9 protein-coding genes and 2 pseudogenes are annotated in these 15,550 nt (G+C 54.9%); 6 read left to right on the forward strand and 5 right to left on the reverse strand.

Annotated features, from left to right (window positions below; genetic code table 11):
- Positions 1 to 50 precede the first annotated feature (50 nt).
- The 5 genes and pseudogenes from ACK4FF_RS14410 to ACK4FF_RS14430 all read left to right on the forward strand — a co-directional run bounded on the left by ACK4FF_RS14410 (position 51) and on the right by ACK4FF_RS14430 (position 6,729).
- Positions 51 to 1,373, forward strand: a complete 1,323-nt coding sequence (locus ACK4FF_RS14410) for a hypothetical protein (RefSeq protein WP_409710803.1) — start codon at positions 51 to 53, stop codon at positions 1,371 to 1,373.
- Positions 1,370 to 4,441 carry a type I restriction endonuclease subunit R gene (locus ACK4FF_RS14415; RefSeq protein ID WP_409710805.1) on the forward strand — a complete coding sequence of 1,024 codons (3,072 nt, stop codon included), beginning with the start codon at positions 1,370 to 1,372 and terminating at the stop codon, positions 4,439 to 4,441. The genes ACK4FF_RS14410 and ACK4FF_RS14415 overlap by 4 nt, the downstream gene beginning before the upstream one ends.
- 25 nt (positions 4,442 to 4,466) lie before the next feature.
- Positions 4,467 to 4,988: an SLATT domain-containing protein gene (locus ACK4FF_RS14420; protein ID WP_409710807.1), complete on the forward strand. Its 522-nt coding sequence runs from the start codon at positions 4,467 to 4,469 to the stop codon at positions 4,986 to 4,988.
- A 4-nt stretch (positions 4,989 to 4,992) separates the two neighbouring features.
- Complete coding sequence (locus tag ACK4FF_RS14425) at positions 4,993 to 5,772, forward strand: SMODS domain-containing nucleotidyltransferase (protein ID WP_409710809.1); 780 nt, start codon at positions 4,993 to 4,995, stop codon at positions 5,770 to 5,772.
- 9 nt (positions 5,773 to 5,781) lie between these two features.
- A pseudogene (locus ACK4FF_RS14430) lies at positions 5,782 to 6,729 on the forward strand (COG2958 family protein).
- A gap of 259 nt (positions 6,730 to 6,988) precedes the next feature.
- Here the strand turns inward: ACK4FF_RS14430 and ACK4FF_RS14435 are convergent.
- Positions 6,989 to 9,463: a helicase C-terminal domain-containing protein gene (locus ACK4FF_RS14435; RefSeq protein ID WP_409710811.1), complete on the reverse strand. Its 2,475-nt coding sequence runs from the start codon at positions 9,461 to 9,463 to the stop codon at positions 6,989 to 6,991.
- A gap of 338 nt (positions 9,464 to 9,801) precedes the next feature.
- Between ACK4FF_RS14435 and ACK4FF_RS14440 the strand changes: the two genes are divergently transcribed.
- On the forward strand, positions 9,802 to 10,377 hold the full coding sequence (locus tag ACK4FF_RS14440) for a hypothetical protein (protein ID WP_409710813.1): 576 nt from the start codon (positions 9,802 to 9,804) through the stop codon (positions 10,375 to 10,377).
- A gap of 204 nt (positions 10,378 to 10,581) precedes the next feature.
- Here the strand turns inward: ACK4FF_RS14440 and ACK4FF_RS14445 are convergent, their stop codons facing one another.
- From ACK4FF_RS14445 to ACK4FF_RS14460, 4 genes and pseudogenes are all read right to left on the reverse strand, one after another.
- Positions 10,582 to 10,806, reverse strand: coding sequence for a hypothetical protein (locus tag ACK4FF_RS14445; protein WP_409710815.1), 225 nt, complete (start codon positions 10,804 to 10,806; stop codon positions 10,582 to 10,584).
- 172 nt (positions 10,807 to 10,978) lie between these two features.
- On the reverse strand, positions 10,979 to 12,154 hold the full coding sequence (locus tag ACK4FF_RS14450; protein WP_409710817.1) for an HlyD family efflux transporter periplasmic adaptor subunit: 1,176 nt from the start codon (positions 12,152 to 12,154) through the stop codon (positions 10,979 to 10,981).
- Positions 12,151 to 14,229, reverse strand: a complete 2,079-nt coding sequence (locus tag ACK4FF_RS14455) for an ATP-binding cassette domain-containing protein (RefSeq protein ID WP_409710819.1) — start codon at positions 14,227 to 14,229, stop codon at positions 12,151 to 12,153. The genes ACK4FF_RS14450 and ACK4FF_RS14455 overlap by 4 nt, the downstream gene beginning before the upstream one ends.
- A gap of 12 nt (positions 14,230 to 14,241) precedes the next feature.
- Positions 14,242 to 15,550, reverse strand: a pseudogene (locus ACK4FF_RS14460) (hypothetical protein); the annotation flags it as partial.

Consider the following 15,550-nt stretch of genomic DNA (forward strand, 5'->3'; position numbering starts at 1 on the left):
CACCTCAATCGAGCGGCAATGCCTCTCGCTGGCCAGAGGGAGGCAATGAAATGCACAAGACGCTGAAAACGATCCAGGAGCGTTTGGGAGCGCTTGTCTCACAAGTCAAAACCTCTGTTCCCAACGACGAACCCTTCGGAATTGCGCATTCGAACTGGGGTTTTCCAGGGCTGACTCGAGCGGAGCTGATCGAAGAAGCCGAGGCTATCGTTGACTTGATCGAAGAACGGGGCAGCGATGATTTGGGGGAGCAAGAGGCACGCTTGCAAGACTACGTGCGTCGCCTTCAGCACCTTCAGCAGCAGACGGTCGCACAACTGTGGAGCAATGCCGGGCAGGCCGTGCCCGCATACATGCTGACGCTCCAAGGGCTGCGCAAGGCGCTCGATCCGGTATTAACTCGAGATGATTGCGCCGAGGCGGCGTCCAAACTGAAAAGGCTGACCCAACAGCTGCGGGGAATGGAGGCGCGCCTGAATGACCTTGAACCTCGCGCCACAGCACTCAACAAGATGGTTGAGCGCATCGAGCAGGCGTATCACGCTGCCGACCAGTTGCCTACGGACTTGGAGTCGTTGGCTGAAGCTCGGCAGAAGATCGATGATCTCGTCAAAGACGCTACCCGAGAGCAAGGCGCCGTACTGCGAATTAGGGAGGGGGCGGGGGTACTTGACAAGCAACTGAACAAGATTGCAGACGACGCCAAGGCAGTTCTTGAACGATGCGAGACCGCGTATTCGGCAGCTACCAGCGTCGGGCTGGCAGCAGCGTTTAGCGAACGTTCCAGTACCTTGTCGATATCCATGTGGTTCTGGGTGGTGGGATTGGTCATAGCACTGGCCGCCGGGAGTTACTTCGGCTCGGCCCAACTGCACTCATTGGCGGAGTTGTTCAAGACTCCCGATGTTGCAACGTCCGTGGTGCTCCTCAACCTGCTGCTTTCCGTGCTGTCAGTAGGCGCTCCGGTTTGGTTTGCATGGCTGTCTACAAAACAGATCGGCCAGAGGTTCCGGCTTTCGGAGGACTATGCCTTCAAGGCCTCGATTTCCAGGGCCTACGAGGGTTTCCGTCGCGAAGCAGCAAGATTCGACAAAGACATGGAGGCAAAACTCCTGACGTCTGCGCTGACTAGGCTGGATGAACTGCCGCTTCGATTGGTGGAAACCGACAGCCACGGCAGTCCTTGGCATGAACTCGCATCGTCGAATGCGGTGAAGCAGGCCATGCGGGCGGTGCCTGGGTTCTCTGAACAGGTAAAGGACTTGGCCAGCAAAGCCCTGGCTGCAGCCACAGCGCCAAGAGTGTCAGCCCCTTCGATGTCCAGCGGAGAGGCCGCGCCTGCGGCCGGAAAAGCGAAGGAAGGTGAGGCATGAAGCACTCTGACACCAGCGAGCGCTGGTTCGAGGCGCGCGTGGTGCGCGGCCTGACCGGTGTGCCGCAGCCTGAGTACAGCCATGATCTGGTCTCCACGGACTTTGCCGCCACCCACAACGGCTACGTGCAAGGCAAGCCCACCGACTACAACCGCGACGTGGCGCTGGATGTGGCGCAATTGCTGGCCTTCTTGCAGGCCACCCAACTCAAGGCGGTTGAAACGCTGGAACTGGCGGCGGACGGCATCAAGCGCACCCAGTTCCTGCACCGCCTGCAAGGCGAGATCACCAAGCGTGGCGTGGTGGACGTGCTGCGCAAGGGCGTGAGTCACGGCCCGGTGCACGTCGATCTCTACAAGCTGCTGCCCACGCCGGGCAATGCCGCCGCAGCAGACGCATTCGGCAAGAACATTTTCAGCGTTACTCGGCAGGTGCGCTATAGCAATGATTCCGGCAACGAGCTGGACTTGGCGATTTTCATCAACGGCCTGCCGGTGCTGACCTTTGAGTTGAAAAACTCGCTGACCAAGCAGACCTTGGCCGACGCCATCGTCCAGTACCAGACCACACGCAACCCGCAGGAACTGCTGTTCCAGTTGGGGCGTTGCGTGGCGCACATTGCAGTCGATGACGCGGAGGCCGCGTTCTGCACCGAGCTGAAGGGCAAAGCCTCGTGGTTCCTGCCGTTCAACCAAGGCTGGAACAGTGGCGCGGGCAACCCACCGAACCCGGATGGTCTGAAGACCGATTACCTGTGGAAGCAAGTGCTGACCCGCGAATCGCTGGCCAACATCATCGAGAGCTACGCGCAGGTGGTGGAAGAGGAAGAAGCGGATGCCAGCGGCAAGAAGAAGAAAAGGCGCAAGCAGATCTTCCCGCGCTTCCATCAGCTGCGCACGGTACGCGCCTTGCTGCGCCGTGCACATGCCGATGGGGTGGGCAAGCGGTATCTGATCCAGCATTCGGCAGGCAGCGGCAAGAGCAACACCATTGCCTGGCTGGCGCACCAGTTGGTGGAACTGCGCCGCAAGGATGAACCGATGGTGGCGCAGTTCGACTCCATCATCGTCATCACCGACCGGCGTGCGCTGGACACGCAGATCGCCCGCACCATCAAGGGATATGACCATGTGGCGGCAATCTTCGGCCACTCCGACAACGCCCAGGAACTGCGAGGCTTCTTGCAGAAGGGCAAGAAGATCATCGTCACCACGGTGCAGAAGTTCCCGTTTATTCTTGATGAGCTGGGCGACCTCTCCGGCAAGAGCTTCGCGCTGTTGATCGACGAAGCGCATTCCAGCCAAGGCGGCAAGACCACAGCGCGGATGCACGAAGCCCTTGGCGGCAAGGTGGCCGAGGAGGAGTTCGAGGAGGACAGCACGCAGGATGCGGTCAACGCGGAAATCGAGAGGCGCATCGCCTCCCGCAAGCTGCTGGTTAACGCCAGCTACTTTGCGTTCACCGCGACACCCAAGAACAAGACGCTGGAGTTATTCGGTGAGAAAACGCTGGTCGGTGACAAGGTGCAGTTCCGTTCACCCGGGGAGCTGACCTACACCACCAAGCAGGCGATCCAGGAGAAGTTCATCCTCGACGTAGTGGAGAACTACACTACCTACGACAGCTTCTACCAAGTGGCCAAGACGGTGGCTGACGATCCGGAATTCGATAAAGTGAAGGCGCTGAAGAAGATTCGTCATTACGTCGAATCGCACGACAAGGCCATCCGCCGCAAGGCCGAGATCATGGTCGATCACTTCATCGCGCAGGTGGCGGGCAAACAGAAGATCGGTGGCAAGGCGCGGGCGATGATCGTTTGCAACGGCATCGCGCGGGCCATTGACTACTGGCGCGAGGTGTCGGACTACCTCAACCAGATTAAGAGCCCGTACAAGGCCATCGTGGCGTACTCGGGCGACTTCGAGGTTGGCGGGCAGAAAAAGACCGAGGCCGATCTCAACGGGTTTCCGAGCAAGGACATTCCGGCCAATCTCAAGCAAGACCCGTATCGATTCCTGATCGTCGCCAACAAGTTCGTCACCGGCTTTGACGAACCCTTGCTGCACACGATGTACGTGGACAAGCCGCTGGCGGGCGTGCTGGCGGTGCAGACCCTGTCACGCCTGAACCGGGCGCATCCACAGAAGCACGACACCTTCGTGCTCGACTTCGCCGACAACGCCGAGGCAGTGAAGGCGGCGTTCCAGGATTACTACCGCGCCACCATACAGACCGGCGAAACCGACGCCAACAAGCTGCACGACCTGAAGGCTGAACTCGACGGGCAGCAAGTGTATAGCTGGCAGCAGGTGGAAGCCTTGGTGGCGCTTTACTTGAGCGGCGCAGACCGGGACAAACTCGATCCGATCCTCGATGCGTGCGTGGTCGAATACACCGACCAGCTCGGCGAGGACGATCAGGTCAAGTTCAAGGGGAAGGCGAAGGCCTTCGTGCGCAGCTACGGTTTCCTCGCCGCGATCCTGAGTTACGGTCACCCGACGTGGGAGAAGCTGTCGATCTTCCTGAACTTCCTCATCCCCAAGTTGCCCGCGCCCAAGGAGGAAGACCTGTCCAAGGGGGTGCTGGAGACCATCGACATGGACAGCTACCGGGTGGAGGCCAAAGCAGCGCTGAAGATGGCGATGGACGATGCCGATGCCACCGTCGAGCCGGTCCCGCCCGGTGGTGGAGGCGGCAAGGGCGAAGCCGACATCGACCGGCTATCCGCGATCATCAAGACCTTCAACGACCTGTTCGGCAACATCGAGTGGAAGGACGAGGACAAGATCCGCAAGGTCATCGCCGAGGAAATCCCGGCACGTGTGGCGCAGGACAAGGCCTACCAGAACGCGCAGGCGAACTCCGACAAGCAAAACGCTAAGCTGGAGCACGACAAGGCCCTCAACCGGGTGGTGTTGGAGCTGCTGTCCGACCACACCGAACTGTTCAAGCAGTTCAGCGACAACCCTAACTTCAAGCGCTGGCTGACGGACACCGTTTTCGATGCGACCTATCAGCAGGGCGCGATTCCGTCGAAGGCTCCGCCACAGACTGGAGCGTCAGCATGAGAACGAATAGGTGCGGGAGGACGTGATGACCGGGACACCGCCAGAGGATCAAGCCAAGATTTCTGCGCTTTGCAGAGAGGCTAAGCGACTGGAAGAAGATGCCCTGTATTCGAGCAAGGGGCATTTCAACGCCGAAGATACATGGGTTCGGCGCAACTACTGGCTGGGTGTGCCTGCAACCGCTCTTGGTGCAATTGCAGGTGCCGCTCTGGTTAAAAGCCAACCCGAGTTGGCCAGTGCCTTCACCTTGCTGGCGTCGCTGCTGACGGGGTTGATGACCTTTCTCAAGCCGAACGAGCGCGCTGCAATGCACCGGGCAGCTGCCGGACAGTTCCTGGCTCTCCGAAATGAAGCCCGCTTTTTTCGCGAGATCGAACTGCTTGAGACAGATCGGCTGGACGAGCTTTCTGAGAGATTGAAGGCGCTTTCCTCTGCACGCAATGATCTGAACCAGAAGAGCCCGAGTATTTCAAGGCGCGCATTTGTCGCAGCTCGCAAAGGGATCGAAGAAGGCGAAGCCACCCACAAAGTGGACAAGGAGAAATGACAGGATGTCGGTATTGAGTTTTCTGACGGACACGGCCAGTAGTGCCGTGCTCTCCACAGCTGAGCAGTCGTCGATCACGACATCGATCTCCACGTTGCAAACCCGGGTTGGCCAGCATTTCAGCAGTGGCGTAATCAAGCAGCACTTCCGCTTCGGTTCGTCGACTCGAGGCACGATTCTTCCGCGCTCTATGGATGAGCGTTCGGATATTGATTACATGATCGTGTTCAGCGAGAACAACGCCACGCCTCAGACTTATCTGAATCGGCTGAAGGCTTTTGTCGAGAAGTACTACAAATCTTCGGATATCCGCCAGTCCAGTCCGACCATTGTCCTGGAGCTGAACCACATCAAGTTCGACCTCGTTCCCGCAACTACGACCTGGCTCGGCGAGCTGCAGATTCCGAATGGCTCTGGCAGTTGGATGACGACCAACCCGAATGATTTCAACGCAACGCTTGAGGCAAAGAACAAAGAGAACAAGTCGCTGATCAAGCCGTCCATTCGGTTGTTCAAGTATTGGAATGCGACTGCAGGGTTTCCGTTTCGATCTTCCTTCGAGATGGAGAAATGGGTCTGCGGCCTGAGCTTCTGGTTCCAGGCAAACCAGAAGGACTATTTCTTCGCGGTTATCGATAATCTGAATGCAAGTTCCTCATACGCTCAATGGGTGAACGACGAGATCACCCGAGCAAAAACCATCGTAGCCAGTGTTCGTCAGTATGAGAAAGATGAGATGCCGGTGACGGCAGAGAACGAAATCAAAAAACTTTTCCGGCTCTGAGGGGGAGACATGGCACTCAATCTTGCAAAGGCCGTCATTGGCTACCTGAAGGATCGGCCCGAGCAGAAATTCACTGCACGGCAGATCGCCGAGTGGGTGTTCGCTTCATACCCGGATGAGTGCCAGGAAAAGCGTGCTAACAGCCGTGGCGACTACATCAAGTCCGATGCGGATTTGGTGCAGCAGCTCGTTGCAGAAATCAGCTCGCAGCGCCCGCGTATGCAAACGAAGCATCCGGAACTCAAAACGACAGAAGGACGGCCGCGCCGTTACTACTTTTCGGAGCGCTCGGACAGCGCCGAAGTGGCGGCTGTCGAAAGCGAGGGGACATCGACGACTGCGGATGCGAGTATTTTGAAAATTGACGAGCACGCGCTGTACCCGCTGCTGTCGTAATACCTGTGGGAGGAGTTTGGCGTGTTCTCCAAGCGCATAGATGAGAAGCGTTCATCGAATAAGCGCGGCCCGAACGGGAACCGCTGGCTTTACCCGGACGTAGTTGGCATGGAAGACTTGGGCGCGGACTGGCACCAGGAGGTGCGGGACTGCGTCAACCAGTATTCCGACAAGCGCACCAAGTTGTGGTCGTTCGAGGCCAAGCTGTTGATCAACCGTTCGAACGTGCGCGAGTGTTTTTTTCAGGCAGTGTCGAATTCTTCGTGGGCCAACTTTGGCTATCTGGTGGCGGCGGAAATCGGCGGCACCGACACCCTAAAGGAACTGCGGATGCTGTTCGCCGCCCACGGCATCGGTTTCATCAAACTGGACGTGGACAACCCTGCCGACAGTCAGGTGCTCATACCGGCCCGCGAGCGTGACGAAATCGATTGGGACATGGCCAATCGACTGGCCACGGAGAACCGGGATTTTCTGGAATACGTGAAACTGGTGAAGCAGTTCTACCAGACCGGTGAGGCGCGCCCGGCGGACTGGGACGGTCCTGCCGAGATTTTTTGAGAGCCTCATCATTGTTCTTGTAATTCAAGAACATCCGATGACGTAACAGGTGTTTATAAGTGTTATGGTCCCAAAAGAGTAGGAAAAACCTGTGACATGGCCTCAAGACATGCGTAAAAGCCAAGTAGGTATAGGATAAACAATGATTTTAGAAATCTTTGGATAAGTCTGTTTAAGCAACCCTTGTTCGGTCTTTCACCTCTTGAGAAGATAGGCTACGGAATCTCGTGGGCAATTACCGGGTCCAACGCATCTAATGTTACTTGCCACCTTGTGTAACCGTGCACAAAGCTTCAATCTCATGGGCAGAAAGCTTGTGATAACTTAACTGCTTCTCAACAGCCCTTGCATCGGTGAATACACCAGAGGAGGCCAATGCAACGGAGTACGCTTTAATGGCGGTACGCATCTGATTAAGACCCCGATCATTGATGATTCGGATGTCGATATGAGGTGATGCGGCGTGTTCAAAAACTGTCTTGGGGTGAATAAGGATGGGGACCCTATTGCAGGTAGGGCCGTATTTATCATCAAACCAAACAATTGAACCATTTAGCTGATTTGTATCGTGCTTAGAAATTCGCTCTGTCAATACTGCTCCGCTTTTACACTCGATAACGAAATAGCGTGAGCTCCCGAGTGCCCAAAGGTTATCAGGACCTCGGCCTGTTTGATCTTCCGGTCTCTCAGAACCGAAACCAAGGAACGCTCCCAATTCTTTCAATGCTGCTTCAAAGCGCTTAGTCCCCTCTTCACCCCACTGGAGATCTTCCAGCAATCCGTTGACCCAAATAATGAGATCATTACCTTCCAGAAAGCGAGTCATAAACTGTATGGCCGCCCCAGCCTGCCCACTGGGCGGCGCACTGAGGCGGTGATATGTCGTCCCTGCCAAAGGCTTCAGAAGCCTGTGATTATCACTTACAGCAGCAAGTTGTAGTTCCTGCGCCCGCGCTGGATTAGTGAAGTTCGTGTATTGCGCTAATTGCTGTTTCAGGTACCCCCTAACCTGGCATTCAGAGGTCTGATTTACCGCTGCCTGGGCTCTTTGGATCGCAATATCGTGTCTAGCGATTCGCGCCGCATCAAATGCCTCTCGAAGTAATACTTGATTTGAATCAATGTGTGCGTCATCTTTTGGCGGGGCGTTTACAACAGCATTGCGCCCGGCTTGAACCCAATCATCATTCTGATCCAGACACAGGTTCATAATCTCATTGAGTTTTTCAAGTGACTGCCCACGCAACTGAGCAGCAACTTCTTTCCCAAGGTTGATCTGAGCCAGAGTAGCTGAGGAGAACATCGACTCAGCTTCTGGTTGATGAAGACGTTGTGTAAGTCTGCCGCCAAGCAAAAGTACAACACAATGATCGTCGCTAGAGCGCACGCCACGCCCCATTCCTTGTTCGATTCTTTGGATTTGGCGCACCAACTGACGCTTTGTACCATCCAGAAGTGACATTTCTAGCCGCTCAGTAAGCCCATAGACCTCGGGTAATCCGTCAATTACGAGTAACTTGCAGGCATCCCCAGGTAAGTCAATGCCATCGTACTTGTTTATTAGCACGGTCAATCCAACAAGGCCTTTCTTAAGGCGCTGTACACCTTCCTGGATGTTGTCCTTATCTAGAATTTGATTTGCTATGTCTTTCCAGAATCTCGTCCGCTCTTTAGACGGAACAATGACGACTACATTCAGTTTTTTTGCAATCGCCGATATGAGCTCCCGGATATCCTCAATCTCGAAATCAGGATTAATCTCCTGCGGCGCAAGAATCATGCGATCCCCGATATCCCCACCTCCCTTAGGCCGGATGGGCTTATTGACCTCGTTCGCATCCGCACCGAAGTGGCCTACAAGGATTGAATCGTCCGCTAGCGTGGCCGTCATGTAGATCCTCCTCCGAGCATGGGCGAAAGAGGGGATGCGGTCAGTCGGGATGAAGTAAGGGGATATTTCTACTTTCCCCCCACTGAACAAACAGGAACAAAATGGTATGCACTCGTCCAGCAGGGGCCAACTCCACTCCAGCTCAGAGGATGTCCGTTGAGCGTGCAGCAGCGCGATGACTTCCTTTTGACGGGACTGCCAAGACCAATAGGGCACTGCCATAACGATACTAGAATCCTTGGCCCTCAAGTCAAGTAAACCGGTGGGAGACTGATGGTCTAGGTCGTTTTCAAATAGACTCAGTAGCCCATCGTAAACCGGCGTCCCGACAAGTGCTTTTACTGAGAACTGATCTTGGACAACACCGAGGCACGCATGGGCATCGTCGACGACGACACAACCGATAGGTATCTTGGTCTGCCCAACCCCAAAAACTGATCGCGCATTAAAGAGCTTCCAAACGTTCACAACTAATATGGCTCGCCCTGCGAGGAAATCGGGGCTTTTCTCATCTGTAGTGGCAAATATACCAAGTGCATCGGCCTCTTCCATTACCTGACTGACTAGAAAGTTATCTGGTGTGATGTAAACCGCTGGCTTAACGTTTTCGTTCAAAGCACTCTGTAAGCAGAGTAGGCCAACTACTGTCTTGCCCCCGCCCGTATTCATCTTGATTGTCAGATCTTTCGCTGTCCGCCTTGCATACCAAGCATCAAGCACGTCTGCTTGCTCGTCCAATGGACGCTTGAAACGAGCGTCACGTTTCAACGTAGTAAATATCTTACGAGGGTCAGTCTGCTTAGCACCAGAGCCGGCATTTAGCTTTCCAAAGTCTAGGGTCATAGGACAGTCTCTTAATCGGAGTTGGCTAGGAACAATTATGTCACTTGACTAGCGACACAGGAGAAACTTACTAGACAGAAGGTAACTCATGCTTTCAATTTTGAGTCGATAAAGACAAGCCTTCTGACTTCCGCTCGAGGAAACAACTAACCTATCGTTTCTTAAGTCAACAACGCTCCACCGGCTCAGAACAAGCCTCTCGTGCTCTGTCATTCACAAATCAAATTCGGGGTCTGGAAAATTTTTTATCCCTTATCCGTAAAACCTATCTTTGTTTAAACCCATCTCCTAAACGATCAACCGGAATTGTCCGGCACAAATTTTTTTGGAGCATGAACATGCACAACGCATACTATTCGCTGATTGACGAAGCATTGAACAACCACAGCAGGCGCTGCAGGTTTGTAGGGGTAGAAGTACCCATCCAGGGCGATGAACTGCCGACCGGTATAAAAAAAGTCATTGTTTCAGTCACAAACCTTCTGTTTGTTCCAACCAGCCAGGAAAACAAAAGCACCGCGATGATGCTCATCCAGGTGCCAGGGGGCGGTGTCCACGACGTATGGGCATGCGCCCATGCTATTCCCTACCTCGAATATCGAAGCGAGCCAAACGACACCCGTCGTTTCCCTGTTTTGATATGGGATATCGGTCAGCTATTGGGCTATCAGGCAAAGTTTGAAGTACCGACATTGCTGTTTTCCGGCAACCTCTTCATGCAAAACCCGGAAGGTACCTGCCAAGAAAGCTTCCATGAAGAAATCATAGTCATGGCCACAACAGAGCAGCTATCCATCAGCAATTCGTATACCCTCGGGGATATCCTGGTACCCCTGAATCAAAGAAAGGCCTTAGATGGAAACAACGACGACACGGATTGGAGCAACGGCTTGGACAACAGTACCGCACACTGAAAAGTCAGAACTGAATGAGCGGCAGGGGCTCAACCGCCCTCACCGCTCAGCAAACCCTTTGGCGGAGATTGACACTGCATCTATTCTTCCCTGCCGAAGGGCCTCCAAAGGGGTTATTCCACTCAACGACCCCTTCGGCCTAGTGAAAAACACCCACTTTTGAGCACCACTCAGATTACCCATCAGCAAAGTAACTTCCTCTAATCAATCACGGTTGAGGGAACGTTCGGCGAAAAAAGCTGGTAAGTAAAGCACGTCGCCAATTTCAAGACCGAACAGCCGCCCTTCCCTCATGGCATCTTGCAGCTCAGATTCGCTCATGCCGGACCGCTTACAAAAGGACTTGGGGTCCAGCAGCTCATCCTGGCGTACCAATTTTTGCCCATACTCGTTGGCCTGAAGTTTTGCTGCTTCAACCCAGCTCTTCATAGCTGATGAGTCCCCCTGGTCGTTTGTCAAGTTTCATAACCCACTGAATTTAATTAGGATATTCCATCACAGGCGGTAGTAGATAAGTGTCAAATCCTGCCCCCGCAACCAAATTGAAAAAAGCCAACTGAATTTCAGTTGGCTTTTTTGTTATTGCGGCTACCTCTGCTGCTCAGCGCTCATGCAAGGCTTCATTGAACCCACGCCGCAAGGGCTTGGCCACGAAGCTTGCGACGCTCCGGTCGCCAGTAATGATCTCAACCATGGCAGTCATCCCTGGCCTGATCTCCAAGCGTGCCAGACGCCCAACCGGGTCGTTGGTCTGAATGTGAACACGGTAATACGGCATCTCACCCTGTTTGAGGTTTTCCGTGAGGGTGTCCGCCGAAATGTAGGTGACCTTGCCCTTGAGCATGCCGTACCGGGTGTAATCGTACGCGTCAAGCTTCACGTTCGCCTCCATGGCAGACCTGAGAAAACCGACATCTTTGGGGGGCACCCTGGCCTCAACAATCATCGGCTCATTGCTGGGTACGATTTGCATTAGCTCGTCACCGCTTTTTAGCACCGCCCCCAAGGTGGTGTAACGAATGTTTTTAACCACTCCGGCCATGGGTGAACGCACGGAGGTGGACAACACGGCTTCATTGCGCTGGGTCAGTACTTCAGCAGTTTGGTCCAACTCGGCCCGGTTTTTGGTCATTTCGGTTTGGGCCTCTTGCCGAAAGCCGTTGCGCTTGTTCGTATACTGCGCTTGCAAGTCACTGACCTGGCGTTGGGCGCGAATCACATCCATTTGCCCAACATCACCTGTCTTCAGTGCACGCAAATTGGCATCAAGTTCTTGTTGAGCCAATTGGCGAGACTGCGCAATGGCCGCCAATTCTTCTTGCTGCGCCTGACGCCTTTTCGCAGCCAAGGCTTGTTGGGTGCGAACCAGGTCAGGGTACGCCTTGACGCTCTCAGAGAATGTCAAAGGTAGGCCACTGAGTTCCGCCTCCAAGCGCTCGATGTTGGCGCGCAACGAGGCTGCCTTGGCGGCGATTTCGTCGTTACTGGCTTGGTAACGTGTGGGGTCCAAGCTGGCCAGCAACTGCCCCTTTTCCACCACATCACCTTCGTGCACGTGCAGTTTTTGGAGGGTTCCGCCGTCAACAATCTGAATCAGTTGAGACCGACTGGACACGATGACGGTGCCTGAGGCACGTATCTGTTCCTCAATGGTGAACAACAGGGACCAAAGCACAATCAAGACCAACAGCCCGATGACGCCGCGCATCACCCACTCACGGCGGGTATCCCTTTCCTCCGGCAACCGTGCTTTGAGCAATTCAAAGTGTCGATTCATGTCGCGCCCCCCGCAGAGCGCGTCAAGGGGCTGACTTTGCGGGTTGAGGCTGCAGCCATTTCCCGCAGGGCTTCAGGCGTGGTGTCTGAGCGTATATGCCCTTCTTCGACAATGAGTACACGGTCCACCAAGTCCAGCCAATGATGTTGGTGCGTGGTCAGCACAACTGTGCATGGTTGGGGCAAAGCGGCAAGTACTGCCATCACTTTGCTTTCACTTTCCCGATCCAGGCTGGCAGACGGCTCATCCAACAGCCAGATGAGCGGCTGTTGAAGCACCATCCTTGTGAAAGCCACCAGTTGTCGCTGCCCGCCGGATAGCCCTGCCCCACCCTCGCGGATCAACATGTCCAGCCCTTTGGGGTGCTTGCTCACCAGACGGTCCAGGCCGGTGGCCCGCAACGCATTAGTCAGCGCATCATCGCTTTGAAGACTCAAGCCGAAGACGAGGTTGTCTCGAAGTGTTCCGGAGAACAACCGCACCTCTTGAGGCAGATACCCCACGTTGGCCCGAAGCCAGCCATGCCGGGCGGTCTGCATGTCCAGCCCGCCAAGGCGAACTTGCCCTGTGCTGGGCGTTGCCAAGCCCGCGAGTAGCCGAAGCAAGGTGCTTTTGCCGCTGCCGTTACGCCCAATCACGGCGATTCGGCTACCGGCCTTGATGTCAAGGGATTTGCATTGAAAGTGCGGCTCGCTGTTGCGCTCGTAGCGGTAAGACAAGGGGCCGATTTGATAACCCAATTCGCGCGATGATGTGCTGGCGACTCGCTTGCCATCGTCGTCCGAAGGTTTGGACAACATTTTGTTGAGAATGTCGAGCGCACTTTTGGTGTGGTGCCATTGCACGAGCACAGACGACACGTGACTGATTTGCCCGAGCGCACGGCCAGCGAGTATCGAGCAGGCAATCAAGCCACCCATGGTCAAGTTACCGGCCTGAATGACGTACACACCAGTAACAATCATGAACACATACGCAAGCTGCTGTATGGATTGGATGAGGTATTGCGTGTGACTACTCAGGCTACGAATTTTTTTGGCATTTGAAGCCAGTTTGGTGGTTAACTCTTGCCACACAAGCCCAAAACGCCATTCCATGGCTTGGGACTTCACCATTTCAGCATTTTGCAACGCCTCGATTAGCACACCGTGACGACGGGCGGATTCATCGTTTTGCTGCTGCTGCAGGCGCTCCAGTGGGCGCCGACTGATCATCCCCACCGCAATGCTGATTGGAATGAACAGCAGCGGCACCAAGGCCACATACCCACCCAGCAAGGCAATGATGCCGATAAAGACCAATGCAAACGGCAGGTCTGCAACAACAAACAAAGTGGTTGAGGTGAAAAACGACTTCACTTGCTCGTAATCGCGGATTTGAGCCACCATGCTTCCGACTTTCTGCGGCCGGGCGTCGAGCTTTAATACCAACGCTTGATCAAAGAAGAACTGGGACAGCGCGCGATCCACTTTTTCGGTAATGCCTTCGACAAAGCTGTGCCTCAGATTCTTCAACGCCCATTCCAAGGCGATCGCCAGGGACACCCCCAAGGCCATGACCCAGAGGGTCGCTGTGGCGAAATTGGGCACTACCCTGTCGTACACCTGCATGGCAAACAGGGAGGTCACCACAGACAGCAAGTTGACACAGACCGTGATCACAGCCGCCCTGATGAACACGGGTTTGTAGGTCAACAAGGCCAGTTTGATGGCGTGTGTGGCGGGTTTGGCAACAGGCGATTCGTCTTCGACCACGCCAGACTCATGAACAGTCCAGTACGAGTTGGCAGAGTCGCCTTCTGGCTGGGTTGAATGATAGACAGGCAGGCCAAATTGATTGAACGACCAAGCCGGGAAATGCTGCGCAGTGACCAAGGCGGCGGGCACCTCGGACACTCGTTCCCCGGGGATCAGGGCAACCCAAGCGGCAAGAAAACGCTGCGTTGGGTCGTCCTGTGTGGCTTGCATCAGCGCCTGTTCGCACTCGGCGTGAGTGAGGGCATGCCCTCGGTGGCGGGCCATGGCCACCAGTGACTCAACCGCAACACCCTGACCTTCCGAATTCGCAAACCACATGTTTTGCCTGCTTTAAGAATGGACTGGCTCTTCGTTCTGGTAATTCACCACGAGCAGCCCCAAGTCGCCCACTTTCGGGGCCATCATTGCTTCATCAGCGCCAAACAGCAAGCGACTTGCCCCTGATTCGTTGGCCTTGAAGGAATGAGTCGCTGCATCATAGTCACCGTTGACGCCGCTGACCGTTTTTGTGGTCAGTAAGGTCACCACATCCACGCCTTGCTTGGAACCAACAACAATGTCGAAGCCTGTGATGACTCCAGTGAGGTCGATATCAAGGGCGGAGCCGGAGTCACGAATCTCATCCTGGACCTGAACCTCTTCGGTCAGGTCGTAGAAATCAATACCGGGCCCACCGATCAGAAGGTCTGCCCCCTCCCCACCAATCAACTTGTCATTTCCAGCACCACCAATCAGTTCGTCCGAACCAGCAGAGCCTTTCAAAACCAGCGATTGTGTTGAGTCTGCAAGAGAGGCGTCCACTTTATTCACGCCATTTGAGAGGGAATCACCGCTCAAATCAACCTCTCGAATGCCCGCGGTGAATGCAGATTTGCTCAGCTCAATAGACACATCAGCCGACACAGGCCCAATGGCCAAGGCTTCAACTGATGAGACTTTCGACCATGACTGACTCTTCTGAATCGTCACTGCTTGATCTTCAGCGAAGGCCAGCTTCAACGTATCGTGGCCCAAATCGCCTTTGAGTTCAGCCAAGTTGCCACCCGACTCTACAAGCAGGTCTGGGTGATCAACAGTATGGGTCAGCTTGAAGTGCTCGAGCAATTTGACTTTGAACAGATCCAGCTCGGCCTTTAGCGCAGATTGTGTGGCCTCTGCCGCCGCAATCGCTGCGATGGACTGCGCTTTCAAGCTGGCTATCTCGTTGTCCTTGGCGGTGCCTGAGGCTTCCAGGGCGGCGATCTTGTCAGACAGGGTCTTTTGTTGCTCGGCTGCGTCTTTGACCGCTTGGTCAAACTTGGCTTGCAACTCGGCCAGTTGGGTTTTGAGTGAGGTGATTTCGTCGTCTTTGCCGGTGACGGTGGACTCCAAGCTGCTCACCTGGGTTTGCAACGTGCCAATCTGCTCTTCCAACGCTTTCTGCTTGGCCGCTGCATCAAGCTCGGCTTTGGACAGTTGGGCCTTCAGTGCGGTGATCTCGTTGTTCTTGGTCTGAACCGTGGCTTTGAGGCTGTCCACTTCACCATTCAGGCGGGTGATCTCGGCTTCCAGTTCTTTCTGCTTGGCCGCTGCATCAGTCTCGGCCTTGGCCAGTTTCGCCTTCAGTGCGCTGATCTCTTTGTCTTTGACCGAACCCGAA

The sequence above is a fragment of the Limnobacter sp. genome, assembly GCF_046297615.1.
GTDB lineage: Bacteria > Pseudomonadota > Gammaproteobacteria > Burkholderiales > Burkholderiaceae_B > Limnobacter.

Coding starts and splice junctions, on each gene's coding strand:
- ACK4FF_RS14410 (WP_409710803.1), top strand. CDS start 51: ATGCACAAGACGCTGAAAACGATCCAGGAGCGTTTGGGAGCGCTTGTC.
- ACK4FF_RS14415 (WP_409710805.1), top strand. CDS start 1,370: ATGAAGCACTCTGACACCAGCGAGCGCTGGTTCGAGGCGCGCGTGGTG.
- ACK4FF_RS14420 (WP_409710807.1), top strand. CDS start 4,467: ATGACCGGGACACCGCCAGAGGATCAAGCCAAGATTTCTGCGCTTTGC.
- ACK4FF_RS14425 (WP_409710809.1), top strand. CDS start 4,993: ATGTCGGTATTGAGTTTTCTGACGGACACGGCCAGTAGTGCCGTGCTC.
- ACK4FF_RS14435 (WP_409710811.1), bottom strand. CDS start 9,463: ATGACCCTAGACTTTGGAAAGCTAAATGCCGGCTCTGGTGCTAAGCAG.
- ACK4FF_RS14440 (WP_409710813.1), top strand. CDS start 9,802: ATGCACAACGCATACTATTCGCTGATTGACGAAGCATTGAACAACCAC.
- ACK4FF_RS14445 (WP_409710815.1), bottom strand. CDS start 10,806: ATGAAGAGCTGGGTTGAAGCAGCAAAACTTCAGGCCAACGAGTATGGG.
- ACK4FF_RS14450 (WP_409710817.1), bottom strand. CDS start 12,154: ATGAATCGACACTTTGAATTGCTCAAAGCACGGTTGCCGGAGGAAAGG.
- ACK4FF_RS14455 (WP_409710819.1), bottom strand. CDS start 14,229: ATGTGGTTTGCGAATTCGGAAGGTCAGGGTGTTGCGGTTGAGTCACTG.